Source organism: Virgibacillus ainsalahensis (assembly GCF_055380755.1).
Genome location: NZ_AP043943.1, coordinates 2,656,408 through 2,682,951, shown reverse-complemented (window position 1 = coordinate 2,682,951; position 26,544 = coordinate 2,656,408). Strand labels below are relative to the sequence as shown.

Genomic DNA, 26,544 nt, shown 5'->3' with positions numbered 1-26,544 from the left:
GGAGTGAAATAATTTGAAACAGGATCTGCGGATTATAAAAACACAGGAAAGTTTACGTCATGCTTTATTAACCTTGCTAAAATCGAAGTCCCTGGAGGCTATTACAATTGCTGAACTATGTCGCTTGGCACGAATTAACCGTGGCACGTTTTATCTGCATTATGAAGACGTTCATGGAGTGTTTAAACATTACTTGGAGGTAATTGTTGAAGATTTACGACTATCCTATGAGGAACCTTATTATAAGACAAACTTCAATGTTTCGAATATCGAAGCAGATATGATTAAAATATTCCATCATGTAAAGAAATACCAGGATTTTTATCAGATTATTTTTGATGAAAAAATTCCGATGATGTACTATTATTTACTATTTGATACAGTTCGTTCATTTATGAAAGAATCTGTAAGTGAATTCTTGGAAATAGAGCCTGAAATAAAAATAGATTATCTCATAAGCTATCAGACAAATGCCATCCTGGGTATTTTGATTGAATGGCATCGGCAAGGCTTCCAGACATCTATCCCAGAGTTAAACAAGCAGCTTATAGAAATATTATCCATTAATCGTCCATTTCGCAAGATGTAGGAATGAATTTTTAGGGTAAGGTACCTGTTTATATTTCAAAACTAGCGTCATAAAATATTATGATTGAATCATTGAAACCGTAACAAAAGCAACTCCCTTCATCAAAAAGGGAGTTGCCAATAAACACAATTATTTTATAAATAATTTTTTCTCAGTTCCTCCGGTGAACGTGGTGAAATATGACCTGGTGCAATATCGTAAACCGTTTTAGCACCAAATTGTTTTTCCTGACTTAATCTGTGTGCTGCTCTTGCATATGCGACTAATACACTTGCAGTAAATTCAGGGTTACTGTCTAATTTAAGTGAAAACTCGTAAATCTGCTTATTGTCATCACCTGTATTTCCGCCTTGAATAACAAATCCGCCGTGTTTTGCTTTGGAGTGGTTTTGTTTTAATTCTTCTTCTGTAATGAAATTCACTTCTGTGTCATAATCAGCAAAGTAATTTGGCATTGTCTTGATTTCATTTTCAATTGCTGATTTGTCCGCTCCATCTTCTGCTACGATATAGCAAACGCGACGATGTTTTTCAGATGTTGATAATTCCGGATTTATACCACTGCGCACTTTTTCCATTGCCGGCTCCGATGGAATCGTATATTGTACACCATTCTTAACGCCATCTACTCTTCTTACTGCATCAGAGTGTCCCTGGCTGAGTCCTTCTCCCCAAAACGTATAGTTTGAACCATTAGGTAAAATTGCCTCAGACATTACACGATTAATTGAGAATAAACCTGGATCCCAGCCTACGGAGATAACAGCTGTTTTATTATGTTTGGCTGCTACTTTATCTACGGATTGATAGAATTCAGGGATTTTTGCGTGCGTGTCGTAACTGTCTACAGTGTTGAACATGCTTGCGAAATATGGGGTTTGTTCAGGTAAGTCTGTTGCTGATCCGCCACAAAGTAACATCACATCAATATCATTTTGGTAATTATTTGCATCATCAATATGTACAGCTTTTACACCAGCTTCATCAAGATTCAGGCTCTTTGGATCTCTTCTAGTGAAAACGGCTACTAATTCCAGGTCAGAGGTCTCTTTAATAGCTTTTACTGCACCTTTTCCAAGGTTACCGTAACCAACGATTCCTAGTCTTATCTTATTGCTCATATACATTCCTCCTCATTTTTTGAAAATTTATTATCTACTTCTATTACTTTAAAGAATTTTAAGTGAGAAATCAAACGTAGAATACTGTTGTCTTAACTTTTTCCACACCCTAGAAAATTACTATTTTTCTCTTTCCTTAATACTAATCAAACGGCTGAAGCAGAACCTAAGAATCTAAAGCAGCAGATCACATCAACACAACTAACCATCATTTTCCTATGCGGTGAAGAATGACCCTATCTAGCTGGAAGTAATCCTTCCTGTTTTTTATTTCCGAAATTGAGAATTTATCTGTTTCATTAATAAGACACTTTGCCGAAAAGGATGTATTCTTAGACTGAAGAAAGGAGCATGAAATTATTTCATTTCCAGCATGTTTATAGAGGGAAGTGCATGTCATTGTTTAATAAAAACACAATAAAAGCCTATGGATTGTTTTTACTGAGTCTTATTATCATGGGGTTGGGCATCAGTCTGGTTACTTTGGCACATCTTGGAACGACTGCAATTATAAGTCCGTCGTATATTCTTAGTTTGTTCCTTCCTATTAGTTTTGGGATGTTAACGATGTTAGTTAATTTTCTTTTTGTTTTGATGCAAATGATACTATTGGGCAGGGGTTTTCCAAAAATACAGTATTTACAATTAGCAGTCGGCCCCATTTTAGGACTTGCTATTGATTTCTGGTCCTATATTGTTTTATCTGTTCCTAAATCCTATTATTTCACACAATTGATTATGGTTGTAATGGGCTGTGTGGTAATTGCATTCAGTACAGTATTACAATTGAAGGCAAAGGTAGTAAATAATCCTACAGAAGGTATTGTAAAAGCTTTTGCAATCAAAACATCGAAAAAGTTCGGGACGGTAAAAATATATTTTGATGTGAGTTTAGTTTGTCTTGCCGCTATCATTTCATTTGGGGCGTTCGGAACTATTTACGGGATACGTGAAGGAACGGTTATTTCTGCTTTTATCATCGGTCCTCTTATTAAAATTTTCCAAACCGAACTGAGAAAACTAGGCTTTCCCCGAGCTTTTATGGTGAAGTCTTAGTTGCACTTATGCAGTAAGAAAGTTTTATGCTTTCTTAATTGCCGAAAAATCAGAAGCCTTCTACTACTTACAAACGACAAAGTGGTGAATGACATGTATAGATGTTTCACTTCTCTTCGTGCTAGTCGGAGTGGGGTGGTGTTTCTCCCAATATCATTGTTTATTGTGCCGATGTGGTGGTTGTCTTTGTATTTTTCTACACATTTGTTAACATTTAGATAAGAGATTCTTTACAGCATTTTATTTTTTGATGATAGTAGTTCTATTTTATTTAATTAGAAAGGGTGGAGGTAATGAAAGTTCTTGTTGTTGGGGCAAATGGGCAAATTGGAAAACATCTTGTTTCATTTATACAGGATAGTGATAGTCTGGAAGCAAAGGCGATGATTCGTAAACAAGAGCAAGCTTCCTTTTTTGAAAACTTAGGTGCAGAATCCGTTGTAGCGGATCTGGAAGACGATATTGGAGCAATTGCAAAAGCTGCTGATGGGGTCGATGCGATTGTATTTACAGCCGGTTCTGGTGGACACACAGGGAAAGACAAAACCATTATGATTGATTTGGATGGTGCTGTAAAAACAATCGAAGCAGCTAAAGTTGCAGGTGTGAAGCGGTTTATTATGATTAGTTCGTTTGATACGACCCGTGAAGCAATTCAGGATGCTTCTTCTTCCTTTGCTCCATATGTTATAGCAAAACATTATGCGGATGAATGGTTGAAATCAACCGATTTGGATTATACGATTATACATCCAGGCTTACTGACAAACGATAAAGGAACTGGTCAAATAAAAGCAGCATCTGAAGTGGAGAGAGATGAGGTCCCTAGAGAGGATATAGCAAGTGTAATTCTTGCAAGTTTAGAAAATGAGAAAACAATTGGAAAAGAATTTCAGGTAGTAACCGGATCAAATCCAATTAAAGAAACAATAAATTCCATCTAATTGAGGCGGACAGTTTCGCTGTAGGTATCAATATTAAATGAAGGACAATTTGCCAATGTGGTGAATTGTCCTTTTGTTTGGCAGTCCCTGTAAAAAAGTAAAGGAGCTTGAATCTCAGCTCCTTTACTTTTTTTTAGGTCGTATGTCTGCTATTTTGAGGGCTGGGGCGAGACAGGCTGCGTTTGTTTTTCCAAACACGGTCGTTGTTTGATGTTTCCGGGAACTTATCCCCAGCTTTCAGCTCTATCTGATGTGGATCGTCTACACCACTTCCAGACTCGCCAACCTCAATATAAATTCCGTTATTCGGAGCTTTTTCTCCACCTTTAAATTGGCTAATTTCTCCCATGAAAATTCCTCCTTATCTTTCGTCATATTTATTATGGGAAGACAAAGATAAATCTATGAATGGAAAAACTAGGAAGAGGGTGATACTGGGCGTCCAATCCTTATATTTGTGTTGATGTAATGGGAGAAGATGACCGTTGAATCGGTGTAAATTACTGCGAACGATATTCTCTTAAAAATGTAATATCTTCGTTCGCTAAAGGGTGATTGTTTATCATGAACTTTCGATCTTTTGCCCCTTTCAGAATCACTTTACCGTTTACCAATTCATCTTCTGACAGGATACATGGGATTTCATATTCAACAAGCTTTCCTTCATTATCGTAAAACAAATATCCTTCCTTTTCGTCATAAATAAAGGAGTTAATTTTCATATTTGGTGTAATAAACAACGTTATCTTTTCATTGTCATTCCACATTACTTTTACGAGGATTTTCTTCTTCATTTTCCTATCAACCAAAGCTTTTAAAGCACTTAATGAAATGGATTCTTCCATTGTTCTACCTCCAGCATCTCTTTTTTGTCGAACTGCTAGCTGCATGATTTTATTATTTCTCAATTATAAAATAAGACGCTAATCTCGTTCATTTTCTTTATCTTTACCATAAATTATCTGGATAAACAACAAAACGGGGCCTGGCTCACTAAAAAAATCCACTGTTATAGTAACAAATATTTTAACATATGTATGAGTAAGGGCGTACTAAAATATAAGTTTAATTATTAGCAAAATGTTTTCATATATTAAGTAGCGAATAGAGGAGGAGAGCTGATGAGTAAAGATACATTTGTATTAGATGAAAAGAAATTTGCAAGCTACCCACAACAGCCACATGGTGGAAAATTAGTTAATCGTGTTCTTACCGGTAAAGAACGGAATGAAGCAATGGAGAGAGCGAAGCAGTTGCCAATGATTATGGTAGATTTGGAAGCTGTTATTACACTTGAAATGATAGCTACAGGTGTATTGTCTCCTAATGAAGGTTTTATGGTTGAAGAGGATTACAAATCAGTTCTTACGGAAGGGCGATTAAAAAATGGCGTTGTATGGCCAGTTCCACTGAGTTTTGCGCCAATTGGTGATCGGAACAAGCAAATGATTCAAACGTTATCCGTTGGTGATGAAGTGGCACTTGCGGATGAAACGAAAGAGCCCGTTGCTATTCTTAAATTGGATGATATCTTTCATTATGATCGAAAGTTTCGTGCTTCTAATCTTTTCGGCACGACTGACCGCAGCCATCCAGGAGTAGATTCCATTTATCGGAGGATGGGTGATACTGCTTTAGGGGGACCTGTTCAATTGCTTCGGAGGGTTCATTGGGGTCCATTTGAGAATATTCGAATGGAACCGAAAGATACATGGAAACTGTTTTATGAGGAAAAGAAATTTAATTCTGTTGGGGGATTTATAACAGGTGCCAACCCTTTGCACCGAGGTCATGAGTATATTCATAGAAATGCATTGGAGGAAATGGATGGTTTATTTGTTCAGCCTCTTGTTGAGATGGCGAAACGTGAATACACAAGACATGAGTTTCGGATGCTATCTTACCGCAGTGTTTTGGATACTTATTATCCGAAAGAAAGAACCGTTCTTGCACCGTTAAGGGTTACGTATATTTTCGCAGGTCCTCGTGAAGCTGTGCTCCATGCCCTGATTATGAAAAACTATGGCTGTACCCATGCACTTATTGGGCGAGACCATGCGGGTATTGGTGACTTTTATGATAAATATGCCAGCCATTCCATTTTTGATAAATTTACAGCGGACGAATTAGGGATTGATATACGATTGTTCCATGAAGTATTTTATTGTATTCGATGTGATAATCCGGCAACAGATCAGACTTGTCCACATGATGAGCGGTATAGAATTAATATTTCTGGGACAGGTATTAGGGAATTGTTGCGATATGGGGTATTACCTCCAAAGGAAATTGTTCGACCGGAATCAGCTCGAATTGCAATGCAAGGTGTCCAACCAAAAGGTGTTGATGCAAACAATCAGGCTGTGTCACCAGTTGGAAAAACAATAAAAAGTCTTTTCCCATATTATTTAAATACATCCAGATTGGGCGGGCCAAAGCGAAAAAAACCATTAGATGTGGAAGAACTGACGATTGAAGATTTAGAGACAGTTATGATGGATGTCCGTTCAAATGCAGATCGAATTTATAAAGAAATTTTTGAGGAATTTAGTTATGTCACGGATACCCTGCGATCTACACAAGCAGAGTGGATTGCAAATGCTCGTGAATCTATCCATAAACAACAAGAAATGGTTATTGAGTATTTGGAGGAAAAAGTCAATAAAGCACCAGATAAAGCATCGGATGAATTTATGTACCAAGATAAAGAAGAAGCAGAGCACGAATTAAAAGTAGCACGGAAAACCTCAGGTGATATTCCATCCGCACTACGCTCTGAAGAATTACAATATCGAACATGGAACCCACTACCATATAAGCGATATCGGGGAAGTGATGAAAAGTAGTTTAAAAAGTATTAGCGGAGCGGTCCTTTCATTAAACCAATGGATTTGTCTTTCTATACCGTTGATACAAGGGAAGGGTTTATTGTGATGAAGATCAACGTAAATATGGAGCAATAAAGGGGTGGAAATATTGATTTAAGTAGTTCACTATTGATGGATATTAACTGAATTAACATACTTCTAATCGCTGTCAGTAGGGTTCCAATTCGTATGTTATTGTGACCGAATAAGCGTTCCTCCTCCGCATTCGGTTACTCATCCCCTCGATAAGTGCCCGAATGACGGCTCTTCTTCCGCGTTCGGTCATTCATCCCCCCGATGAGTACCCGAATGACAGCTTTCCTCCGCGTTCGGTCATTCATCCCCTCGATAAGTTCCCGAATGACAGCTCTTCTTCCGCGTTCGGTCATTCATCACTTCGATAAGTTCCCGAATGACGGCTCTTCCTCCGCGTTCGGTCATTCATCCCCTCGATAAGTTCCCGAAAGACGGCTCTTCCTCCGCGTTCGGTCGTTCATCACTTAAATGGAGGTTCCATCCCTTTATTTATGGTTATAGAAAGTATAAAATTTGGCAGTATAAATTTTGACTACAACGTAAGCCACGTCCAGCTCCTCCCCCCTCGAGGTCTTATGAGAAAATTCCCGTATGAGCAAAAAAAGCGCATGTTGAGTTCAAGATTCGGCCCACATGACGTGGGTCAGTTCGGCGTTGCACGGAAGTGGTGCTCTTAGTTGAACTTCCTCTTGCCTTAGGGTGATCAAGGCGCCCCGAATTTTTGATATCCTTTAATCATTTATTAGAAATTTTCATAAACATAAGTATCTATATGTTCTATTACTTTCTGGTATCATATAATAAGGAAGTAGATTTTATAAATATACAAGAACTTTATTGAAAGAAGGCTGATGAAACTGTTATTTACACTACGTTGGTCCGTTTATTTAATAGGAGTTATCATTTTTAGCTTTGGTATTAGTATTACGATAAGCATGCAGCATTTAGGTGTTCACCCCTGGGATTTATTGAATGTCGCATTATATAACAAGGTTGGTTTATCCATCGGTTCCTGGGCAATCATCGTTTCGTTCCTGTTAATTATTATTTCATGGATATTGGATAAGTCGTATATTAAAATTGGTACGTTTTTAAATGCGGTGTTAGTCGGCGCATTCGTCGATTTTTATTTATGGATTGGTATCTTACCACAAGCTACAAATACGTGGATGGATATCATTTTTATGATAATAGGAATTATCATAATGGGTATTGGTGGGGGCATGTACAATGCTGCCGGTGTTGGATCAGGTCCTCGTGACGGTTTTATGCTTTCCATTTCTGATAAGCTTGGGGCATCGATTGGAAAGGTCCGTATCATTACCGAGAGTTTTGTATTGGTGCTTGGGCTCATATTAGGGGGGCCTGTATTTATATTTACATTCATATTTACATTCATACAAAGCCCCATTTTTCAAAGAACCTATTTACAACTTAGCCGTGTGGTTGAACGCATCAGTTCTAAATACGAGAAAAAACTTTATTCTAAATCTAGTGCATAGTACAATTTCACGCTTTCGTGTATGTAGCAGGCCTGAATTTTAAAAATTATCCAGGAGAAAATTCTGTTTTCTCCTTCTTTATTACTTGCGAAATTCATTTTTACCTCCTGCAACAGATTTCATCTTATGCTAAAATAATGAAAAAGTTTAGGAGGGAAATTGTAATGGATAATATCGTTAACTTTCCGGATCGAAAGAAAGCAATCCATCTGCTCGATGACATTATTCGCTTTTCAATAGACCATTATTCTCTGGAAGTCATGGAAATGACGGAGTCGATGCTTGACAATATGAATATTTCAAAGGAGTTAAGTGAAAAAGCTCACCCCCACATTGTTTACTGGTTCATTTTTTGCAAACCTTTTGGGGATGATAATATTACGATTTATGAACGCTATTTGTCTTACAATAGAGATAAATGGGAAGATCGAAGTGAAGCTTTCCATGATACATTGATGAAATGGTCACGTCTTAGTCCAGGTTTTTATTATGTGGATTACGAGGAGAGTATAAGCGATAATGCATTTCTTTTTCGGGACGTATATGAAGGTGAACCAAAATTTGCATGGTTCTCTCAAAAAGAATTTCAGACTCCATTAAAAGGTTCTGTCGTTAGTGGTCTGTTGATGCCTTTAGAAGATGGACTGTTTACCCCGCTCGGTGATGTATTTCAAATACCTGAACATTTAAATGATGAAATTGTTCGTGAAGTCACTACTTATTTTGAAAAACATCATACATCACAAAATTACATGCTAAATCCCCAACTATTTCCGTCACTTCTTCATATCACCCTGGAAATCATGGAGAAGCATCAATGAAGGTTAATGTAAACGTGGGTGAACTGATAGAAGAACTATCAGATAGTAGAATCAGAATCGTTTATGTGAAAGAATTAGATGAAAAAAGTGAGGAGCAAAGATAGATAAACAAAAATGACCTAAGTCATTTCATGAGCTTTGGTCATTTTCTATACTTATGTATTCATGTATTTGCAGTGATGCTGGAGCGCTCATGTCACGTTCGTCGAGTATATGCTGCATCCAGAAATATGCGATAGCAATACCGACTATTGTTAAGAGTATCATTATCAGTATGATTATTTTACTTTTCATGAAAAATCCCTCCATCAATATGCTTAATCGTACCAAATGATGTAGAAAGTGTAAACGGAAACTCACTATAATCAGGGGCTCTGATTTTTCTGGTAGAAAAGCAGAGTAATATAGAGCTATTTAAAGGTATATTTCATTGTTTGCGCTTCCCTGACATTTTCGCAAAATTACTTTCTATGGTATAATTCATTGGTTGAATTCGGATCAAACCTACAATAGGCTTGAAAAAATAAAATATATTATAGAAAGAGGTAGAGCATTGAGAGTAGAACAATTAAAGCAGGAATGGTTTGGCAATGTTAAGGGGGATATTTTGGCTGGTATCGTTGTGGCATTGGCTTTAATTCCTGAAGCAATTGCCTTTTCAATTATTGCAGGTGTGGATCCGATGGTCGGATTATATGCATCGTTTACAATGGCGGTTGTTATTGCTTTTGCTGGAGGACGTCCGGGTATGATTTCTGCGGCAACAGGAGCAATGGCATTACTCATGGTAAACCTTGTTGCAGACCACGGATTGGAGTATTTATTTGCAGCAACGATTTTAACAGGTATTATTCAGATTTTATTTGGTATATTTAAGCTTGCTAAAGCAATGAAGTTCGTACCACGTTCGGTGATGGTCGGATTTGTCAATGCACTTGCCATCATGATTTTTATGGCACAGATTCAGCATTTTGTAGGAGAAGGATGGCCGATGTATGCACTTGTCGGCTTAACACTGGCAATTATTTATCTTTTTCCAAAAATCACAACAGCAGTTCCTTCAACGCTTGTAGCTATTATTGTTGTAACTGTAATTGTGCTTATAGGGGACATTGGAATACGTACAGTGGGAGATATGGGAGCACTGACACAACAATTACCGGTGTTTTTGATACCATCTATTCCATTTACATTTGAAACACTTGCGATCATTTTCCCTTATTCTCTGGCACTGGCGGTTGTTGGTCTGTTGGAATCCCTACTGACCTCCAGTATTGTTGATGATATGACAGATACCGAGAGCAATAAAAATAGAGAAAGCCGCGGCCAGGGAATTGCGAATGTGGTAACCGGATTTTTTGGCGGTATGGCGGGTTGTGCGATGATTGGACAATCAGTTATTAACGTCAAATCCGGTGGTAAAGGTAGGCTATCAGCATTGGTTGCAGGTGCATTCCTGATGTTTTTAATTATTGCTTTAGGCGGTATCGTTGTCCAGATCCCAATGGCAGCCTTAGCAGGTGTGATGATCATGGTTTCTATCAGTACATTTGACTGGTCATCCGTAAAAAATCTTGGAAAACTTCCACGGACAGACGCTGTTGTCATGCTTGCAACTGTAGCAATTGTAGTAATTACGGATAATCTGGCCATTGGTGTTTTAGTCGGTGTATTGCTGAGTGCAATATTCTTTGCGGCTAAAATATCTAAAGTTAATGTAACGGAAGAACTTGTTTTAAGAGAGCAGAAGAAAGTCTATCACGTAGAAGGACAGTTATTCTTCGCATCTGTTAATGAGTTTCCGGCAAAATTCAATTTCACGGATTCGGTTAAAGAAGTGGAGATTGATTTAACAAATGCACATTTGTGGGATGATTCTGCAGTCGGTGCGTTGGATAAAATTGAAATGAAATTTGCTCAAAATAATATCGTCGTTCACTATACCGGCTTAAATGATGCAAGTCAGCAGCTGAAGAACCGTATAGGTGGGATTTCCAATGCTTCCGGTCATTAATTAACTGTGGTATGATGAAAAAAACGCGTATTTTCTAATGAGGTGGGATTTATGTTTAAGCGGATTTTACTGGCGGTAGATGGCTCTGAACATTCTGTAAGATCAACACATTATGCCATTGAGCTTGCTGAAAAGTTTGATGGAACAATTGATGCAGTTTACGTCGTTGATGGCGATACAGCGAAAAAAGATGTATTACATGCTGCGAATAAGTTTGAAATTGAAAAGAAACGAAAAGAAAAAATTAAACCGATCAAAGATTTATTGAAGGATTCCGGCTTGGTTTTCGGGACCCATATCTTACATGGCGAACCAGGACCAAAAATTGTAGAGTTTGTGAAGGATAGAGAATGTGACTGTGTCGTGATTGGAAGCCGTGGATTGAATGATTTGCAGTCCTTGATTTTGGGAAGTGTAAGTCATAAAGTGGCGAAGCGTGCAGAATGTCCGGTTCTAATCGTTAAATAGTAGATTGATAGAGGCTGTCGCTGGAGGCAGCCTCTTTTTGGCAGTTAAGAAAGATAAAATACTTTCTTAACTGTATAAGTTCAGGCTGCGGTTGTTCATCACAAAGGTTTGGCGAAAAGTCAAGCTTGCTAATAATCGGGAGGGGACAGGCAGGCCCCTTGAGAAATCTGTCCTACTTTACAGCACCTGCTACATCGTAATCAGCTAAGTCAACTTCCAATTCTTTACCAAGTGCAAGTTTTGCCAGTTGAATACCTATATATGGTCCCATCGTCAGTCCGGATGCGCCAAGGCCATTGGCAAGCAGCAACCCATCATATTGGGGCAGTTTTCCCATTACAGGCAAAAACCCTGGAGTGGACGGCCGGTATCCTACTCGCGTTTCAAGTACCGTGCTTTCAGCTAATCCTGGCGCGATATCCAGTGCCTTTGTTAAGATTTCATGTACGCCACCAGCAGTTACACGATAATCAAACCCAACATTATCTTCATGTGTGGATCCAACGACGATTCGATTATCATCAAAAGAGAGTAGATAGGAATTATTGGGTGGCATCACAACAGGCCAACCGGAAGTATTCATTAATGGCATTTGTACATGCATGATTTGTGCTTTTTGTGAAATTACCTCAAACGCTATATTTAACGGCTTTAATAATTCATTCATCCATACTCCTGTGGCTGCAATGACAGTATCTGCTTCGATTATTTTATTGTTCGCCCTGACACCAGTCACGACAGAACCTTCATGGAGCAAACTGGCTTCTGAGTTTACTACGGAAGCACCATGTTTTTTAGCGCCGCTTAGTAGAGCATCACGGAGTTTCCTACCGTCAACTCTTGCCCCGCCACTTACATGTACAGCACTGTAGCCATCTGCCACTAATGGAAACATAGCCTTTGTCTGCTGTTCATCCAAAAGCGTAATTTCACCAATCTCAGGCGCATCTTCCCGTCGTTTTATTGCACGGTCCCTCATGGCAGTAAGTTTTTTTTTATCCATATGAAGACTAATTGCTCCGACAGGGCCGTAACCGGTTTCTGTTTCCCCATCTTTGGTGAGCTCCTCAATCAGACCGGGGTAAATTCGTGCTCCGCCTTTTGCCAGGCGATACCATGCTTTATTTCGTCGTTGGGAGAGCCAGGGGCAGACGATTCCAGCAGCAGCGTCTGTCGCTTGTCCATTATCTTTACGGTCAACTATAGTTACCTCTGCACCATTCTTAGCAAGGTGATAAGCTGTACTGGCTCCTAATATCCCTGCACCTATTATAATAAATTTTTCCCCCATATTAATCTGCAGTCACTACCTGTTTCATTGCTTTCATTTTCCCAAGATGCTCGTTTTCATGCTGCAGAATCATATTAAAGATATCACCATACGTTTTAAAATTACCGAACGGCAACGTATACGGCAGATCCTGTGTAAAAAAATCATCCGAAAGCTCCTGAACCCGTCTCTTTTGCTCTTCTAATAATTTGATAAGCTCAGGCAGTGCAGGTGGTTCAATTGACCAGTCAGCAGGTCTTGTTCCAGTGCCAAAAAGTGCCTCGTATTCTTTTGGGAAGTTTGTAGATTGCTTCGGATAGCCAAAAAGTAAACTTTCTGCTGTTACAAGTACATGTCCCACGTGCCAGCGAATTGTGTTATTGAAATATCTTGCCTGATTATCGGCCGTTTTTTCATCGAGATTTCCTGCAAAATCCAAAAAGGTATTTCTTGTGTATTCAAACTGTGTACTCATCTAAATCCCTCCATTTATATTTGCCCTAGCATTAATATAAAAATAAAATACTCAAATGTAAAATTTATTGATTACTCTGGAAGGAAAAATCGCCAGAATAACGAAATAAACATGGAGGGGGTGTGGCGTATGCAGGGGAATATAATAGGAAAAATATTATTTGTTATTGGGATTGTTGTGATTATTACTGGTGTTTTCTCGGCTTATAATATGGCAAACTCCACGAGCTATACTGGTTTAGGAAATGAAGGAGTGACAATGGAATGGGCAATTTTCTTGCCGGTCGCTGGAAGAGCAGTCGTCTTAGGCATGGTATTGATTGGTTTAGCCGAGGTTATTAAATTGTTGCGTCAACTCAATGCCAGGCACAGGGAAGTTGAACATCTGAGGAGACCACTGGGTGCTGAACCCCAGCAGTCTGGTGTGCTGTACGAAAAGACGGAGGAGTCATCGGACTGGGACCTGGAAGAAGGCGATATATTAAAAATCTATGAACTATATTCCAGGGAGGCCATTTTGGAAATTTTACCTTCAAAGTTGGAGGGTTATTGTGTTGTGAAATTGCAAAATGATGAAGGTGCCCACATAAAAGTGGTAGACATTGGGGGATTTAGTGCCGAGGAAGTGCAGAATACCGACATAGTGAAAAAAGTTACCGACTGGTACGAGGGAGAGCGTTAAAGCTTCCTTGGTATTCACATTGTACAGTTATAGTAGTTATGATAGAATTTTTATAGGCAAGTAAGAAAGTATAAATCTTTCTTACTGTATATTGGCGAGAAGCCGATTTTTTTAATAATTCCTACATATATACGAAGAAAAGAGGAGAATATCCATGAGTAAAACGTTAATTTTCGGCCATAAAAGTCCGGACACTGATACAATTGCTTCAGCGCTTGTCTATGCTGATTTAAAAAACAAACTGGGAGTTAATGCAGAGCCGGCAAGACTTGGTGGTGTTAGCAAAGAGACCCAATTCGCATTGGATTATTTCGGTGTGGAAGCACCACAGCTGATTGAAAAAGTGGAGGAAAATACAGATGTAATTCTCGTTGACCATAACGAATTCCAACAAAGTGTTGATAACATCAAAGACGTACGAATTACTGAAGTGATTGACCATCATCGTGTATCCAACTTTGAAACAAGGGAACCGCTTTTATTCCGTGCAGAGCCGGTCGGCTGTACTGCTACTATCTTAAATAAAATGTACAAAGAGAACAATGTAGCAATTTCCAAAGAGATGGCCGGACTATTAGTGTCAGCTATTGTTTCTGATTCATTGTTACTGAAATCTCCAACATGTACACAGGAAGATATTGATGCGGCTTATGAACTGGCAGAAATTGCCGGTGTCAACTTGGAAACATATGGTCTGGAAATGCTACAGGCAGGAGCGGATGTGAGTGATAAATCTGTTCAGGAATTGTTGACAATGGATGCAAAAGAATTCTCGATGGGGAATGCAAAAGTTGAAATAGCACAAGTAAACACCGTGGATGCAAGTAAAATTTATGCATTCCAGGCAGATCTGGATACAGAAATTGCACAAATCATCAAAGATAAAGAGCTTGATCTATTCCTTTTCGTTGTAACCGACATTTTAAACAATGATTCCGAGGTGCTTGCACTTGGTGATGGAAAAGGAAAAGTAGAATCAGGATTTGATGCATCCTTGGATGAGAACAACCGTGCACTTCTTAAAGGTGTGGTATCACGTAAGAAACAGATTGTTACTGTACTAACAGATGAATTTACAAAATAAAAATTAAAAAACCTTTCCATTTTGCTGGAAAGGTTTTTTAATATGGATAAAGTCATTAAAAAAAGACCTTCTCATCAAGTGAGAAGAGTCTTTTTATTCGTTAGCTTACGCTTCTTTAACAACGTTAGCTGCTTGTGGTCCACGGTTTCCTTCTTCGATATCGAAAGAAACAGATTGACCTTCTTCTAACGTTTTGAAACCTTCGCCTTGAATTGCTGAGAAATGTACGAATACATCGTCTCCACCTTCAACTTCGATGAAACCGAAGCCTTTGTCTGCGTTAAACCATTTTACTGAACCTGTGTTCATGTGAAATTCCTCCAAGTGCTTTCTAGCACATTTATTACTATTTTTGTTCTGAGTAATAATTCAAGACGATAATTACTCTTAAAAGTTATTACGTGTATCTTGTATTGCTTACCGAACATCAATAAGTTAAACCTAGTATAACACATGCATCTAAAAATATACACCTTTTTTTAAAAAAACTTTTTTTACTCGTTTAATTGAAAATAATAAGGGAAATCACCTTAAGTGAAGGGAGTAATTTAGAATGTCTAAACAATTTGATGTTATCGTGATAGGTACAGGGCCAAGTGGGTCAGATATTGCAAATAAATGTGCAGTACAAGGTTTGAAAGCAGCGATTATTGATTCACGGGGATATGGCGGAACATGCCCATTGCGGGGGTGTAACCCGAAGAAGGTTCTTGCAAGTGCGACCAGCATCATTGATAAGAATAAACGCATGGAAGGAAATGGTCTTGAGCCAGCTAGTAATATAAACTGGAAAGAGTTAATTGAATTCAAACGTTCATTTACGGATCCCGTTCCGGAGGCAAAAGAAGAAAGTCTGAAGAAAACAGGAGTAGTAACCTTCCATGGAAAGGCTGAGTTTGTCAGTGAAAACGAACTCCGGGTAGAAGATGAGATGTTATGGGGAGAGAAAATAGTTGTTGCCACAGGTGCTAAGCCTGCTTCCTTACCAATCGATGGGGCCGAGCACCTCACATACAGTGATGAATTCCTGGAAATGGATGAACTTCCAAAGCAGATTATTTTTGTTGGAGGCGGTTATATTTCCTTTGAATTTGCTCATATTGCCGCGATGGCTGGAAGTGAGGTCCACATTGTCCAGCGGGGAGAACATCCGTTAAAAGAATTTGATCCGGATCTTGTAGACCAGCTTGTTAAAAAGTCTGAAGCCATCGGAATTCATGTTCATTTGAATGCTTCCGTTCAAGCAATTGAAAAAAATGAAAGTAGTTATACGATAAAAGCAGACAAAAACGGAGAGATAGTAAGCTTGGAAGGTGATATTGTTATCCATGGAGGTGGACGTGTACCGGAAATAGAAGCCCTGCATCTGGATAAAGCAAATGTGACTTACGAAAAAAGCGGTGTTACCGTCAATGAGTTTATGCAGAGTGTGAGTAATCCAGCTGTCTATGCTGCCGGAGATGCTGCAGATACAAAAGGGTCGCCATTAACACCTGTAGCTCATGTAGAAGCAACAGCAGTTACAAAGAATATTCTGCATGGGAATCAGAAAGAAACAGATTATACCGGTGTTCCTTCTGTAGTTTTCTCTACACCAAAACTGGCAATGGCAGGCATGTCAGAAAAAGAGGCGAAAGAATCCTCATACAATACGGATGTGAACTACATGGATATTTCAGATTGGTTCACATATAAGCATACAAATGACGACACGGCAGGTGTGAAAATCATTACAGATAGGGATTCCGATCAAATTTTGGGAGCGCATATAATCAGCGGAGAAGCAGACGAGTTGATTAATTATTTTGCAATGGCGATTCAATTGCAATTAAAAACGGCCGACCTGAAAAAAGTGACCTATGCATTTCCAACAGCAGTTTCGGATATCCCTTCCATGCTGTGACTGAATAATTTCTCATCTTCCCCCAGAAACTAGCAGTGTGTCAGGAAGGAGGAAAAAGCAATGGGTGGAAAACCAAAAGGACCGAAACAGCAGAAACATCCGAATTTGCCACAAAGTCCTCAGCAGCCTTATGGCGAGCCATTGAGCGGCTCGAAAAAGGTGAAAAACGCGAATCATTCAAGACAAAAAAGAAACCCGCATCATGACATGTAATGAACAAAGGCAGCCATTTGGCTGTCTTTTTATTTAGGAAGGAAAAAAATAACCTTCGTTTGACTTTCCGTATTAGCTCCTGCGTTTTTTTCGTTGGCAGTTAAGAAACCAACATGGCGGCTAAGAACTTGCCGCCACCATCTATTATGAAAACAGCTAATTTAACCAGAAAGCTGTCCTCGAAAAGATTGGGGCTGCGATTACTCGTCCCATCGAAAGATATGTTGCTTCTGCCGCAAAAGATATAAAAGGCGACGTAACTGCTATGTCGATTTCCGCTGCGGACCGTTGCTTTCCGCGGGCAACGCTTCAGCTTCCTCGGAAGCAAAAACCACTTCCTGCGGGATCTTCAGCTGTTGCTTTTCCCGCAGGAGTCAACGGTCCTCCGCTCCAATCAACTATCTTAAAAGTGCATAACTATTACGTGACTTAAACCAAATAATAAATAAATGCGATAAGTTGCAGTACGCTAACCAGCGTAGTGTATTTCCGTAGCGAGTAATCCCACCAACCATAATTTCAAGTTACGTCGTCTTTTATATCAAATGCGACGTTAAAGAGGAACAAAATTTACGAAAAGAGCCAAGCAGAAAAAGGCATAATCTTATTTCATAGTGGTTATATTGAATAGCTTTTCCCGTTCTAATAACAGTTGTTTTCATACAAAAGTATAAAACTTTCTTACTGCATAAGTGCGGGCTTTGGCCTTTCGCCATAAGGGCTTGGCGAAAAGCTATGTTTTCTAAAGACATTACTTATAATAATCGGGAAAAGCACATACTATTTTGTTATAATACACGCATAAAGGAGTTGTTGGACATGTGGAATGATTTTAAGGAATTTGCTTTCAAGGGAAATGTCATGGATCTTGCTGTCGCTGTTGTTATTGGCGGAGCCTTTGGCGCAATTGTCACGTCTCTGGTTGATAATATTATTATGCCATTGGTGGGGATATTATTAGGTGGTATTGATTTCACCGGATTGATGATTAAAGTCGGCAATGCAGAGGTACTATACGGTAATTTTATTCAGTCTATTTTTGACTTTCTTATTATTGCCTTTTCTATTTTCCTTTTTATTCAATTGCTAATGAAATTCAAGCGTAAAAAAGAAGAATTGGAAGAGGAAGAGGAAGGAGCAGAAATAGATGCACAGGAGCAGCTTTTAACAGAGATTAGGGATTTATTGAAAGAACAGAATAGAAAAAGTTAATAAATTTATATAATTTCCAGTATTATTAGACGGAACTTCCGATTAACTAATTACGTAAATCAAAAGTGTACAGCTTATTAGAAAAGAGTGGATATATGCAGCAAATTATTGATACATGGTTTACGGTACAGAAGATTGATGATAGAACATTTGCGATTAGTGAATATGGTCATTGGGAAAAAGTACATTCCTTTTTACTGATTGGTGAGGAAAGAGCAGTGTTGATCGATACTGGTCTTGGAATTGATTATATAAAAAGAATTACGGAGCAATTGACGCAACTACCTATTATTGTAATTACGACACATGTTCATGTGGACCATATCGGAAGTCATGGTGAATTCACTGAGATATATGTGCATAAAGCGGAGGAAGATTGGCTAGTGAATGGGATTAAAGGGCTGCCGATTGAACAGATAAGAAAAGATATTGGACGTGACATTACAAAACCGGCACCAGCCTCATTTGATCCAGCTACATATAAACCGTTTCAGGGAAAACCAACTGGATTATTGAAAGATGGAGAAATCATTGATATTGGGAATCGTTCATTAACAATCCTCCATACACCAGGTCATTCTCCAGGCCATATTTGTATTTTGGACAATGTGAAAGGCTACTTGTTTACAGGAGATTTATTGTACACAGGGACTCCTATTTATGCATTTTATCCAACTACAAATCCGTCAGATTTAGTAAATTCATTAGAGAGAATTGCACGTTTACCTAAAATTATGAAGGTTTATGGCTCCCATAATCAGTTAGGAATAGAAGCCGGTATTTTAGAAGAAGTTGAAGAAGCAGTTGATGTACTTCGGCAAAAGAATCTGGTGAGACATGGGACTGGAATTCACCACTTTAGGCAATTTAGCTTGCAATTTTAGAAAGGAAAAAGAAGATGCTGGTTCACTTGAGCTTCTGAAGGGGGAGTGTTTTAGAATAAATTTTTTTGCATATAGAAGGGTTAACCGTTCTCGTAGCAAGTCTGTATTTTTACGCTCATTATGAATTTAGCTGGTTGTTATTTATAATTATGTTGTTTATTCCTGACTTGTCAATGCTTGGATATGTTTTAAATTAACGTGTTGGTGCTGTCAGATTAGGTATTTTTTTAGAAAATAGGTACATGGCTTATACATCCCTTATGCTTTTGCCATAGGTTAATAGTGAACCTATTACAGGAAAGGGGATTTTATATGAGACATCGTCCTAGACCGAATTGTGGATGCCCTCCGAAGCAGATTGTGCATCCGACAAAGCATAATTGTGTTAATCAGTATTCGGAAAGTGTTGTGGAGCATGTCCATCCGAGCCATACGACCGTGATGAATCATCATACAGTTAAAAATCAACATGTTTACCCTCATTCCACTTCTGTCCAAAATACCACGAACAGTGTGGATCAGTATGGAGGATCATTCAATGTTCCATCAGGTCCGGGTGGCCAGGTAGGAGGAGCAATGTCACCAGGCATGGGACAGGGCCCAGGATACGGTAATCAAGGGGCTCCAGGCTGGGGACAAAACGGCCAGGTAGGAGGAGCAATGTCGCCAGGAATGGGGCAGAACGCAGGGTACGGTAATCAGGCTCTTCCAGGCTGTGGACATAAGGGCCAGATAGCCGGAACTATGTCACCAGGTCATCATGGAAATCACGGCAACCATGGGTCGCATCATTGGAATAAACCGAATAAATGGTGTTAATTTAAGGAGGAAGCTGGCATGAAATCTGCCAGCTTCTAAATTTTAATAGCAAGCAAATATTATATGCAACTTAGCCGTATGGTCAGGCTTAGGCGGTAAGTCAGGTTTACTAGAAGAGGTGTGGTATTACATATGAGAATTTTAACCGTAACAGGGTATAAACCAATGGAACTAAATATATTTAAGGAAGACGATCCCAGAATATCATTTATTAAAGCCGCAATGGAAAAAAGGTTAAGAGGCTTTATCGAGGAAGGGCTGGAATGGGTTTTAATTTCCGGGCAAATGGGTGTAGAATTATGGACAGCGGAAGTCGTTTTGGATTTGAAAGAAGAATATGATATAAATATAGCTATTTTTCCGCCGTTTGAAAACCAGGAATCACGCTGGCCGGAAGCGCTGCAGGAAAAGTATCAGGAGATTATTTCAGTGGTTGATTTCTACAAGCCTATCTATCAGGGTGATTACAAGGGAGCATTTCAATTCAAGGCGAAAGATATGTGGCTTGTCGATAAAAGCGATGGGTGTCTTATGCTGATGGATGAAGAGTTTCAGGGGAGCACCCGGTTTTTTCATAGGGTAGCGAAGGATGCAGCAGAAGATTATCCAATATTCGTGATAACACCTGCCGATTTAGATGATGTAGTTGAAGAGATGCGGATGGCGGATCCGGATTATTGGGAATGAATGTAATGATGGAAAAACTTCAGTATATACAATAAGGATAGCAATCACCACAAGGATCGCTATCCTTATTCTTTCAACAAAATTCAGTTGGTGTATCGCCTGGAGGGATGCTACCACAGATATTCGATCATATCATCCGTGAATAAATTTGTATCAATGTTACACGTTTCTGCATCGATAGCGTATTGCCAACCATACAGCATGGCACTGTCAGGACCTTGTGGGTTAAATTCAGGGGCATTCTTTTTTGTAGTGATTTCTTCCTGTGGGTATGCAGTCCATACGATGGTATTCTCTTGTACTTCTTCACCGGTAGCATGATAGGCTTCCATCAGATCACTTTCCTCATTAAAAACACCGTATAATGCAGGCTCATAAGCGGAGCCTTTTAAAGTCTCATACCAGCCTTCGATAAAAGCACTGTCTATCGGATAACTGGGTTCAATATCACCAAAAATTGCAACACCCTCAGGTATTTCTATTTCCTCAGCCATTGCAATTGCTTCATTTGCATGATTAACACCATGGTCATAGCCTGTTGCATCATTAACGTGGTTATATATAATAAGAACCTGCACGCCATTTTCATGCAAATAATCTATTTCTTCAGCATCCATTCCAGCAGAGACACCTTCGCGATCCCCTAAATAGCGTCCCCACACTTCTGGTTCGCCAAAATTGTCAACCACACATGCGAATAAATTTTCATCGGTATAGCTTGCGGAATCAACACCCCAGTAAAGGTCTTTGTTATCGTTTCCGGATTCATTCTCTTCCTGTTCTTCATTATTTTCACCAGAATCAGGAGAATCAAGCAGGTTGGTGCTCATAAAAACAAGCAATACAAACGTTCCTGCCAGCAATACAATTAAGCCTATCTTTTCATATCTATTCATTATGACTCTCCTTTCGCACCTTGTAGCAGTATATTAAGAGAAAGGAGATCCTGTGTGGACATTCAAACAGGCTTGTCGTCTTGTCTGTATCGTAGATAGAAACATCGTCAAGCGAAATGCTTTTCTAATAGAAAACGCATAGCACAGGAGGAATAATTGATGTTATAATTGTTAAAAATATTAGAATATATTTATACGTGTGTGGGGGTGATGGGGATATGGGGTTTGTCATTCGTAAGATGCGTAAAAAGGATATAATTCAGGTGCGGCATGTTGCAAAAACGAGTTGGAACGCAACATATGCTGGAATCATTCCAATTGAAATCCAGAAAAAATTCCTTGAAAATGCGTACAGTGATAAAACTATGAAAAGACGACTGAAGCATACAAATCTTTTCGTGGCAGAGGATATCGGGAAAATTGTTGGCTTTGCAAATTTTTCAAACGTAAATGATGAGGGAGAAGTGGAACTTGGCGCCATTTATTTATATCCAGAGTACCAGGGGAAAGGTATCGGAACTGCTTTACTTTATAAAGGTATCCAGAAATTTGCAGGAGTGAAAGAGGTTCACTTAAATGTGGAGAAAAACAATGAAATCGGTAAAACTTTTTATCAGGCAAAAGGGTTTGAAGTGGACTCTGAATTCGAAGATAACTTCGATGGTCATATTTTACATACATTGCGTATGGTTTTGAAAGTACAAGAAACAATGAAAACATCATGAAAATCGGCTAATTTTTGGATGAATATATTATACATTAAGTTAGGATGCATGGTTTGTTTCCTGATTCGGAGGAAGGGATTATGTAAGAACTGATAAAATAACGTATGAATGAAAATAAATATAATAAACTTATGAAGAAACAGGAGGTGTGAAAATGGAAGAAGATAAAAAGTATATGCGGGCGAAAAAAAGAGTGGAAAATCTGAAGGCATTTTATATTCATTTAACGGTTTATATCCTCGTAAATACGATGTTTATTATCATTAACTTAATGAACTATGACGCTGCTCAGCATTGGTGGTTTGTATATCCACTTCTGGGGTGGGGAATTGGGCTCGTATCCCACGGACTGTCAGTAGCTTCATTCGGATTATTTGGACCGGATTGGGAAGAGAGAAAGATACAGGAATATATGGAGAAAGATAACAGGGATGATTGAAGTTATTGAATGTTTCAGGGGGGCTGATGAGGCTCCCATTTTCTATTTCCATTGTTTCTATTGTTCAGATTAGCATCGTTAAAGTCATTTTCATACTGGAGGTAAAGTACGAGATGGAACATACATATGTCCTAAGTACGGAACGCTTAAATTTAAGAAAAATGAGACAGGATGACACCGCAAATCTATTAGAGATATTTTCCGATCCAATTGCTATGAGATACTACCCTTCTACGAAAAATGAAAAGGAAACAAAAGCATGGATTAACTGGAATATAAAAAATTATACCAGTTATGGCACAGGACTTTGGATTGTTGAACATAGAGAAACTGGTGAATTTCTGGGCCAGTGCGGGATTGTTCTGCAAAAAGTGGATGGCGTCATAGAAATGGAGATCGGCTATCTTTTTAAACGCAGTGTGTGGGGAAATGGGTATGCTACCGAAGCAGCGCTGACTTGTAAAAAGTTTGGTCTTGAAAAATCGGGACTGAAAAAGATGATTTCTTTAATCGATGTTAATAACCAGCCCTCAATCAGAGTTGCTGAGCGAATTGGTATGAAATTGGAAAAGAAAATTATTAAATGGGATAAGGAGATAGCTGTCTATGCAGTGTCTTTATGATATTTTGATTTGGGATTATAATGGAAGGTGATTCAAATGGAGAAGGAAAAAAAGCGAAAAGATAGATGGTGGATTTTCGATCTATTGGGGAGTGTTTTTGAGATTCTTATTTACTTACCGAGGTTCGTGATAAGGGTTTTAACGGACATATTTTAGCAGTTAAGAAAGCATACAACTTTCTTACTGCATAAGTGCGGGCTTATGTGCTTTCACCTAACCTATAGCAAATACCAAGTTTTCTAAAGGTTTTGTGCCACGTGGGAGGTAGGAATGGTGAGAATGGGTAATGGGTGGTATATTTTTTACATACTGGTGCTCGGTCTCCTGTCTTTTGTTACTGGAGAAATTGTAACTTTTATTATGTTGGGGTTTGTACTTGTAAGCTTGAACAATATTAACGAAACACTAAAGAAAATGTATAAGCTTCATCGTGACAATTCAACTGAATAAAATATGTTCAGGTACATCTAGGGCTGAATTCATAATGTAAGATGAAATGGAGCGCATTCAGATGAAATATATACCAATATAAAGACAGAAGGTGATTTCAGGAGAATAGCCAACTATAAGCAGGTATATATTATTTCGGTGGAATTACAGTAATACAAAAAACCTGATTCTTTTTTGTTTAAAATCCTCTTATTAAAGGAAATATAAACCTATGTAAGTATTAATCCTTATTAATGGAGGAGAAAAAATGGGACGATTATTAAGAAGACTTATTAAATATGGACCAATCATTTATCCAATGGTGAGGAAGCTTTTAAATAAGCGAAAAAATAAAAGAAATAATTACCAATAAAAATCTAAAGAACGAATTTGATTTCATAAAGAAACCAGATTCGTTTTTATTTATCACATTGGATTTTTGAATGCTCGTTTCTCACCTTGAACTAATAATTTATAAATAAAACCGATGTTATGTGCGTTAAGCAAATAATTTGAAGAATATGGGGAAAAGCTGTACTATTTTCAATTGGAACGTAATGATCTTCTATTATCTCTTGGTATAGCACAGTTGGAAATACACTTGACTTTGGGGTTCACTTAACTGGCATTGCCTCTTCAAATTTTACCTCATCAAGAAGCCCGCAAAAGTTTTCCAGGATAAGCAAATTATTGTATAGCTCTTAAACTAAGATAAGTAAAGGAGTTCACTTCGAATGATATCCATTCAAAAAGCGACATCAGAACATGTAGATGGAATTGCAAAAGTATGTATAGACAGCTATTGGGCAACGTATGGAGATTTACTATCACGGCAATACATCGAGCGAATGATTAAGGAATTTTATACACGCGAAAGGTTATTAAAAGAAGTAACAGAAACGAACAAACAGTGGAATGGCTGGATTGTTGCACTTGATGGCGGCACAGTAATCGGGGCTGGAGTTGGCGGCATGATCAGCGAAAATCATGGAGAACTTTTTACTTTGTATTTAGACCCTTCCCGTAGAAAAGAAGGATTAGGTACGAGGATTCTGAATGCTGTTACGGTAGAATTGAGAAAATACGGCGCGAAAGAGCAATGGGTAAACGTTACAAAAGGAAACAGAAAAGGTATCCCTTTCTATGAGTCAAAAGGTTTTCAATTTATCCATGAACAGGATGAGTATGGGATTATTGAGGGGGAGGATTTTAAAGCGTTAAGATATCATCGATTAATAGAAGTAGACCACCATTGAACAAACAATACATAAATGAAATAAAGACTTAGTGTAGTAGGTAATGTTTCTAAATAGAGACAGGAGGTGGGGACAAATGAAGAAAGCATCGATTCTTATAATTTCCTCTCTTATTCTGCTGGGGTTTGCAGGTTGGGGAGCGTATAGTTGGCTGGAAGATGAAGAACCAGATAAAACAACAGCAACAGAAGAAAATAAAACAGAAGCAAAGGAAAAGACAGAATCTGAACAAGGAACGGAACAGGAAGAGCTTGTTTCCCAAAGAGAAGAAATTGAGGGAGTAATTACAGAAGACGATTTAGCAGCATATACGGAAGCGGGTCTCAATCCATTTGGAATGTCTAAGCAGCAGGATGAATTAACAGATCGTACATATCAGGAATATATTCATGGCATGTCCCACCAAAAGATAAAAGCAGATAAAAAGTGGGGGTTCTATGAAATCCACCCCCAGCGTATCACATGGCTGTTGGATGGTTTAGAGCAAGCGAATGTAGAGCATGAATCTGTATACAAGGATATTTTAAAAAAGTGGGAAGCTGGAAATTTTACAAGTGTGGATGAGGACCATAACAGCATATGGGATTTGCAGGATGGAACAGTAGGGAAAGCAACAGGAATACTAAGTGCAGAAGAGGAACAGGAATATGTAGAAAGTCAGGCAGACTAATGTATACCCTGGCTTATAGGGGGTTATTGTTTAATGAAAGAGTTATTTATCCTAGATTGAAATCAGATTTCTTGATAAATCCTTATTATTTTGATAAAAATAATCATGTTAATCAAATCAGAATATATTGGAGGAATTCAAGCATGAAGATAGTAGCAATGGTAGGAAGTAACAGGAAAGATTCATATAATATGCAGCTTACAACGTTTATGCAAAAAAGATATGAGGGAAAAATAGATATAGAAATTTTGCCGATCGATCAGCTTCCTTTCTATAATCAGGATGAGGAATTGAACTCACCTGAAATTGTTAATGAGATTAAGAATAGAATCAAAAACAGTGACGGAATTTTAATTGCGACCCCGGAATACAATGGATCCATTTCCGGTATGTTGAAAAATGCAATTGACTGGTTCTCCAGAGTAGATAAAGTAATGGTTAATAAACCGACAATGATAGTCGGAGCATCCATGGGCGGACTGGGTACAGTAAAAGCTCAATTGCATCTTCGTGAAATTTTGAACGCACCTGGTGTAGGGGCGCTGACACTACCTGGTAATGAAGTATTTGTCGGTTCTGTTCATGAAAAAATAGACGATTCCGGTAATCTGTCAGATGAACAGACAGTTTCCTTTTTAGATAATGTTGTCAATAACTTTACCAACTGGGCTGATAATATGAAGGAATTTAATTAATTAACAAATCAAACACGTACACAGGCTAATGACTTGTGTGCGTGTTTTTTAGTATTGCAGAAGGCTGCTTTCTAAAAGATTAGGACTGCGATTATTCGCCCCATCAAAAGATCTGGGACTGCGATTACTCGTCCCACCAAAATACCTGTTGCTTTTGACACAAAA

33 protein-coding genes are annotated in these 26,544 nt (G+C 38.5%); 24 read left to right on the top strand and 9 right to left on the bottom strand.

The annotated features are described in order from the left end of the window. The first annotated feature begins 13 nt into the window (after positions 1–13). Entirely contained in the window at positions 14–589 is a 576-nt protein-coding gene (locus ACZ427_RS13115; protein WP_461178971.1) for a TetR/AcrR family transcriptional regulator, read from the top strand. 134 nt (positions 590–723) lie between these two features. Here the strand turns inward: ACZ427_RS13115 and ACZ427_RS13110 are convergent, their stop codons facing one another. Further along, positions 724–1,710, bottom strand: a complete 987-nt coding sequence (locus ACZ427_RS13110) for a diaminopimelate dehydrogenase (protein ID WP_461178972.1) — start codon at positions 1,708–1,710, stop codon at positions 724–726. A gap of 393 nt (positions 1,711–2,103) precedes the next feature. Between ACZ427_RS13110 and ACZ427_RS13105 the strand changes: the two genes are divergently transcribed. Together ACZ427_RS13105 and ACZ427_RS13100 are read left to right on the top strand one after the other, a co-directional pair. After that, positions 2,104–2,766: a YczE/YyaS/YitT family protein gene (locus tag ACZ427_RS13105; protein WP_461178973.1), complete on the top strand. Its 663-nt coding sequence runs from the start codon at positions 2,104–2,106 to the stop codon at positions 2,764–2,766. Positions 2,767–3,059: 293 nt separating this feature from the next. Further along, positions 3,060–3,710 carry an SDR family oxidoreductase gene (locus tag ACZ427_RS13100; protein ID WP_461178974.1) on the top strand — a complete coding sequence of 217 codons (651 nt, stop codon included), beginning with the start codon at positions 3,060–3,062 and terminating at the stop codon, positions 3,708–3,710. A 133-nt stretch (positions 3,711–3,843) separates the two neighbouring features. Here ACZ427_RS13100 and ACZ427_RS13095 read toward each other — a convergent pair whose 3' ends face one another. Further along, positions 3,844–4,059, bottom strand: coding sequence for a YjzC family protein (locus ACZ427_RS13095; protein WP_461178975.1), 216 nt, complete (start codon positions 4,057–4,059; stop codon positions 3,844–3,846). 151 nt (positions 4,060–4,210) lie between these two features. After that, positions 4,211–4,555, bottom strand: a complete 345-nt coding sequence (locus tag ACZ427_RS13090; protein ID WP_461178976.1) for a hypothetical protein — start codon at positions 4,553–4,555, stop codon at positions 4,211–4,213. 276 nt (positions 4,556–4,831) lie between these two features. Between ACZ427_RS13090 and ACZ427_RS13085 the strand changes: the two genes are divergently transcribed. Continuing rightward, positions 4,832–6,556 carry a sulfate adenylyltransferase gene (locus ACZ427_RS13085; RefSeq protein ID WP_461178977.1) on the top strand — a complete coding sequence of 575 codons (1,725 nt, stop codon included), beginning with the start codon at positions 4,832–4,834 and terminating at the stop codon, positions 6,554–6,556. Positions 6,557–6,807: 251 nt separating this feature from the next. Here the strand turns inward: ACZ427_RS13085 and ACZ427_RS13080 are convergent, their stop codons facing one another. Further along, entirely contained in the window at positions 6,808–6,966 is a 159-nt protein-coding gene (locus ACZ427_RS13080) for a hypothetical protein (RefSeq protein ID WP_461178978.1), read from the bottom strand. A 498-nt stretch (positions 6,967–7,464) separates the two neighbouring features. Here ACZ427_RS13080 and ACZ427_RS13075 point away from each other — a divergent pair, with 498 nt between their 5' ends. Both ACZ427_RS13075 and ACZ427_RS13070 read left to right on the top strand, forming a co-directional pair. Further along, positions 7,465–8,115: a YczE/YyaS/YitT family protein gene (locus ACZ427_RS13075; protein WP_461178979.1), complete on the top strand. Its 651-nt coding sequence runs from the start codon at positions 7,465–7,467 to the stop codon at positions 8,113–8,115. A gap of 164 nt (positions 8,116–8,279) precedes the next feature. Continuing rightward, positions 8,280–8,936 (top strand): hypothetical protein, encoded by a 657-nt coding sequence (locus tag ACZ427_RS13070; RefSeq protein ID WP_461178980.1) that lies wholly within the window; start codon positions 8,280–8,282, stop codon positions 8,934–8,936. 129 nt (positions 8,937–9,065) lie between these two features. On the opposite strand, the gene ACZ427_RS13065 is transcribed toward ACZ427_RS13070, so the two are convergent. After that, entirely contained in the window at positions 9,066–9,230 is a 165-nt protein-coding gene (locus ACZ427_RS13065; RefSeq protein WP_461178981.1) for a hypothetical protein, read from the bottom strand. Positions 9,231–9,489: 259 nt separating this feature from the next. Between ACZ427_RS13065 and ACZ427_RS13060 the strand changes: the two genes are divergently transcribed. Together ACZ427_RS13060 and ACZ427_RS13055 are read left to right on the top strand one after the other, a co-directional pair. Then, positions 9,490–10,950, top strand: coding sequence for a SulP family inorganic anion transporter (locus tag ACZ427_RS13060; protein WP_461178982.1), 1,461 nt, complete (start codon positions 9,490–9,492; stop codon positions 10,948–10,950). Between the two features lie 51 nt (positions 10,951–11,001). Next, a complete protein-coding gene (locus tag ACZ427_RS13055; RefSeq protein ID WP_461178983.1) occupies positions 11,002–11,418 on the top strand; it encodes a universal stress protein in 417 nt (138 codons plus the stop codon). 172 nt (positions 11,419–11,590) lie between these two features. On the opposite strand, the gene ACZ427_RS13050 is transcribed toward ACZ427_RS13055, so the two are convergent. After that, positions 11,591–12,709: an NAD(P)/FAD-dependent oxidoreductase gene (locus ACZ427_RS13050; protein WP_461178984.1), complete on the bottom strand. Its 1,119-nt coding sequence runs from the start codon at positions 12,707–12,709 to the stop codon at positions 11,591–11,593. A 1-nt stretch (position 12,710) separates the two neighbouring features. Beyond that, positions 12,711–13,163 carry a DinB family protein gene (locus tag ACZ427_RS13045; protein ID WP_461178985.1) on the bottom strand — a complete coding sequence of 151 codons (453 nt, stop codon included), beginning with the start codon at positions 13,161–13,163 and terminating at the stop codon, positions 12,711–12,713. Positions 13,164–13,292: 129 nt separating this feature from the next. Here ACZ427_RS13045 and ACZ427_RS13040 point away from each other — a divergent pair, with 129 nt between their 5' ends. Continuing rightward, positions 13,293–13,844: a hypothetical protein gene (locus ACZ427_RS13040; protein ID WP_461178986.1), complete on the top strand. Its 552-nt coding sequence runs from the start codon at positions 13,293–13,295 to the stop codon at positions 13,842–13,844. Positions 13,845–13,998: 154 nt separating this feature from the next. Next, positions 13,999–14,928, top strand: coding sequence for a manganese-dependent inorganic pyrophosphatase (locus tag ACZ427_RS13035; RefSeq protein WP_461178987.1), 930 nt, complete (start codon positions 13,999–14,001; stop codon positions 14,926–14,928). Positions 14,929–15,033: 105 nt separating this feature from the next. Here the strand turns inward: ACZ427_RS13035 and ACZ427_RS13030 are convergent, their stop codons facing one another. Further along, positions 15,034–15,237 carry a cold-shock protein gene (locus ACZ427_RS13030; protein ID WP_461178988.1) on the bottom strand — a complete coding sequence of 68 codons (204 nt, stop codon included), beginning with the start codon at positions 15,235–15,237 and terminating at the stop codon, positions 15,034–15,036. Positions 15,238–15,481: 244 nt separating this feature from the next. Between ACZ427_RS13030 and ACZ427_RS13025 the strand changes: the two genes are divergently transcribed. The 7 genes from ACZ427_RS13025 (at position 15,482) to ACZ427_RS12995 (ending at position 20,646) form a co-directional block, all read left to right on the top strand. Next, on the top strand, positions 15,482–16,831 hold the full coding sequence (locus tag ACZ427_RS13025; RefSeq protein WP_461178989.1) for a dihydrolipoyl dehydrogenase family protein: 1,350 nt from the start codon (positions 15,482–15,484) through the stop codon (positions 16,829–16,831). A 60-nt stretch (positions 16,832–16,891) separates the two neighbouring features. After that, the gene (locus ACZ427_RS13020) at positions 16,892–17,044 is read left to right on the top strand and encodes a small acid-soluble spore protein P (protein ID WP_461178990.1); all 153 of its coding nucleotides are present in this window, start codon (positions 16,892–16,894) and stop codon (positions 17,042–17,044) included. Between the two features lie 819 nt (positions 17,045–17,863). Beyond that, on the top strand, positions 17,864–18,256 hold the full coding sequence (gene mscL / locus ACZ427_RS13015) for a large conductance mechanosensitive channel protein MscL (RefSeq protein WP_461178991.1): 393 nt from the start codon (positions 17,864–17,866) through the stop codon (positions 18,254–18,256). Between the two features lie 95 nt (positions 18,257–18,351). Continuing rightward, entirely contained in the window at positions 18,352–19,140 is a 789-nt protein-coding gene (locus ACZ427_RS13010; RefSeq protein WP_461178992.1) for an MBL fold metallo-hydrolase, read from the top strand. Between the two features lie 65 nt (positions 19,141–19,205). Next, positions 19,206–19,337, top strand: a complete 132-nt coding sequence (locus ACZ427_RS13005; RefSeq protein WP_461178993.1) for a DUF4260 family protein — start codon at positions 19,206–19,208, stop codon at positions 19,335–19,337. Between the two features lie 115 nt (positions 19,338–19,452). Continuing rightward, positions 19,453–19,959 carry a CotD family spore coat protein gene (locus tag ACZ427_RS13000; protein ID WP_461178994.1) on the top strand — a complete coding sequence of 169 codons (507 nt, stop codon included), beginning with the start codon at positions 19,453–19,455 and terminating at the stop codon, positions 19,957–19,959. Between the two features lie 132 nt (positions 19,960–20,091). Then, positions 20,092–20,646, top strand: a complete 555-nt coding sequence (locus ACZ427_RS12995; RefSeq protein WP_461178995.1) for an SLOG family protein — start codon at positions 20,092–20,094, stop codon at positions 20,644–20,646. Between the two features lie 110 nt (positions 20,647–20,756). Here the strand turns inward: ACZ427_RS12995 and ACZ427_RS12990 are convergent, their stop codons facing one another. Then, positions 20,757–21,542, bottom strand: coding sequence for a glycoside hydrolase domain-containing protein (locus ACZ427_RS12990; protein ID WP_461178996.1), 786 nt, complete (start codon positions 21,540–21,542; stop codon positions 20,757–20,759). A gap of 218 nt (positions 21,543–21,760) precedes the next feature. On the opposite strand from ACZ427_RS12990, the gene ACZ427_RS12985 reads away from it, so the two are divergent. From ACZ427_RS12985 to ACZ427_RS12955, 7 genes are all read left to right on the top strand, one after another. Further along, positions 21,761–22,267, top strand: coding sequence for a GNAT family N-acetyltransferase (locus tag ACZ427_RS12985; protein ID WP_461178997.1), 507 nt, complete (start codon positions 21,761–21,763; stop codon positions 22,265–22,267). 154 nt (positions 22,268–22,421) lie between these two features. Beyond that, complete coding sequence (locus ACZ427_RS12980; RefSeq protein ID WP_461178998.1) at positions 22,422–22,706, top strand: 2TM domain-containing protein; 285 nt, start codon at positions 22,422–22,424, stop codon at positions 22,704–22,706. Between the two features lie 113 nt (positions 22,707–22,819). Continuing rightward, positions 22,820–23,329 (top strand): GNAT family N-acetyltransferase, encoded by a 510-nt coding sequence (locus tag ACZ427_RS12975; protein WP_461178999.1) that lies wholly within the window; start codon positions 22,820–22,822, stop codon positions 23,327–23,329. A gap of 270 nt (positions 23,330–23,599) precedes the next feature. Continuing rightward, positions 23,600–23,779, top strand: a complete 180-nt coding sequence (locus ACZ427_RS12970) for a hypothetical protein (RefSeq protein WP_464883443.1) — start codon at positions 23,600–23,602, stop codon at positions 23,777–23,779. A gap of 713 nt (positions 23,780–24,492) precedes the next feature. Then, on the top strand, positions 24,493–25,014 hold the full coding sequence (locus tag ACZ427_RS12965) for a GNAT family N-acetyltransferase (RefSeq protein ID WP_461179000.1): 522 nt from the start codon (positions 24,493–24,495) through the stop codon (positions 25,012–25,014). A gap of 76 nt (positions 25,015–25,090) precedes the next feature. Continuing rightward, on the top strand, positions 25,091–25,684 hold the full coding sequence (locus ACZ427_RS12960) for a DUF6241 domain-containing protein (RefSeq protein WP_461179001.1): 594 nt from the start codon (positions 25,091–25,093) through the stop codon (positions 25,682–25,684). A gap of 143 nt (positions 25,685–25,827) precedes the next feature. Beyond that, a complete protein-coding gene (locus tag ACZ427_RS12955) occupies positions 25,828–26,379 on the top strand; it encodes an NADPH-dependent FMN reductase (RefSeq protein WP_461179002.1) in 552 nt (183 codons plus the stop codon). The last annotated feature ends 165 nt before the right edge of the window (positions 26,380–26,544 follow it).

Bases quoted from the DNA above. Each gene is read 5' to 3' on its own strand.
- ACZ427_RS13040 (WP_461178986.1), top strand. From the start codon at position 13,293: ATGCAGGGGAATATAATAGGAAAAATATTATTTGTTATTGGGATTGTT.
- ACZ427_RS12960 (WP_461179001.1), top strand. From the start codon at position 25,091: ATGAAGAAAGCATCGATTCTTATAATTTCCTCTCTTATTCTGCTGGGG.
- ACZ427_RS12955 (WP_461179002.1), top strand. From the start codon at position 25,828: ATGAAGATAGTAGCAATGGTAGGAAGTAACAGGAAAGATTCATATAAT.
- ACZ427_RS13105 (WP_461178973.1), top strand. From the start codon at position 2,104: ATGTCATTGTTTAATAAAAACACAATAAAAGCCTATGGATTGTTTTTA.
- ACZ427_RS13020 (WP_461178990.1), top strand. From the start codon at position 16,892: ATGGGTGGAAAACCAAAAGGACCGAAACAGCAGAAACATCCGAATTTG.
- ACZ427_RS13095 (WP_461178975.1), bottom strand. From the start codon at position 4,059: ATGGGAGAAATTAGCCAATTTAAAGGTGGAGAAAAAGCTCCGAATAAC.
- ACZ427_RS13075 (WP_461178979.1), top strand. From the start codon at position 7,465: ATGAAACTGTTATTTACACTACGTTGGTCCGTTTATTTAATAGGAGTT.
- ACZ427_RS13065 (WP_461178981.1), bottom strand. From the start codon at position 9,230: ATGAAAAGTAAAATAATCATACTGATAATGATACTCTTAACAATAGTC.
- ACZ427_RS13050 (WP_461178984.1), bottom strand. From the start codon at position 12,709: ATGGGGGAAAAATTTATTATAATAGGTGCAGGGATATTAGGAGCCAGT.
- ACZ427_RS13030 (WP_461178988.1), bottom strand. From the start codon at position 15,237: ATGAACACAGGTTCAGTAAAATGGTTTAACGCAGACAAAGGCTTCGGT.
- ACZ427_RS13110 (WP_461178972.1), bottom strand. From the start codon at position 1,710: ATGAGCAATAAGATAAGACTAGGAATCGTTGGTTACGGTAACCTTGGA.
- ACZ427_RS12980 (WP_461178998.1), top strand. From the start codon at position 22,422: ATGGAAGAAGATAAAAAGTATATGCGGGCGAAAAAAAGAGTGGAAAAT.
- ACZ427_RS13100 (WP_461178974.1), top strand. From the start codon at position 3,060: ATGAAAGTTCTTGTTGTTGGGGCAAATGGGCAAATTGGAAAACATCTT.
- ACZ427_RS12985 (WP_461178997.1), top strand. From the start codon at position 21,761: ATGGGGTTTGTCATTCGTAAGATGCGTAAAAAGGATATAATTCAGGTG.
- ACZ427_RS13080 (WP_461178978.1), bottom strand. From the start codon at position 6,966: ATGACCGAACGCGGAAGAAGAGCTGTCATTCGGGAACTTATCGAGGGG.
- ACZ427_RS13055 (WP_461178983.1), top strand. From the start codon at position 11,002: ATGTTTAAGCGGATTTTACTGGCGGTAGATGGCTCTGAACATTCTGTA.
- ACZ427_RS13010 (WP_461178992.1), top strand. From the start codon at position 18,352: ATGCAGCAAATTATTGATACATGGTTTACGGTACAGAAGATTGATGAT.
- ACZ427_RS13090 (WP_461178976.1), bottom strand. From the start codon at position 4,555: ATGGAAGAATCCATTTCATTAAGTGCTTTAAAAGCTTTGGTTGATAGG.
- ACZ427_RS13070 (WP_461178980.1), top strand. From the start codon at position 8,280: ATGGATAATATCGTTAACTTTCCGGATCGAAAGAAAGCAATCCATCTG.
- ACZ427_RS12965 (WP_461179000.1), top strand. From the start codon at position 24,493: ATGATATCCATTCAAAAAGCGACATCAGAACATGTAGATGGAATTGCA.
- mscL (WP_461178991.1), top strand. From the start codon at position 17,864: ATGTGGAATGATTTTAAGGAATTTGCTTTCAAGGGAAATGTCATGGAT.
- ACZ427_RS13025 (WP_461178989.1), top strand. From the start codon at position 15,482: ATGTCTAAACAATTTGATGTTATCGTGATAGGTACAGGGCCAAGTGGG.
- ACZ427_RS12990 (WP_461178996.1), bottom strand. From the start codon at position 21,542: ATGAATAGATATGAAAAGATAGGCTTAATTGTATTGCTGGCAGGAACG.
- ACZ427_RS12995 (WP_461178995.1), top strand. From the start codon at position 20,092: ATGAGAATTTTAACCGTAACAGGGTATAAACCAATGGAACTAAATATA.
- ACZ427_RS12970 (WP_464883443.1), top strand. From the start codon at position 23,600: ATGGTGAGAATGGGTAATGGGTGGTATATTTTTTACATACTGGTGCTC.
- ACZ427_RS12975 (WP_461178999.1), top strand. From the start codon at position 22,820: ATGGAACATACATATGTCCTAAGTACGGAACGCTTAAATTTAAGAAAA.
- ACZ427_RS13035 (WP_461178987.1), top strand. From the start codon at position 13,999: ATGAGTAAAACGTTAATTTTCGGCCATAAAAGTCCGGACACTGATACA.
- ACZ427_RS13000 (WP_461178994.1), top strand. From the start codon at position 19,453: ATGAGACATCGTCCTAGACCGAATTGTGGATGCCCTCCGAAGCAGATT.
- ACZ427_RS13045 (WP_461178985.1), bottom strand. From the start codon at position 13,163: ATGAGTACACAGTTTGAATACACAAGAAATACCTTTTTGGATTTTGCA.
- ACZ427_RS13085 (WP_461178977.1), top strand. From the start codon at position 4,832: ATGAGTAAAGATACATTTGTATTAGATGAAAAGAAATTTGCAAGCTAC.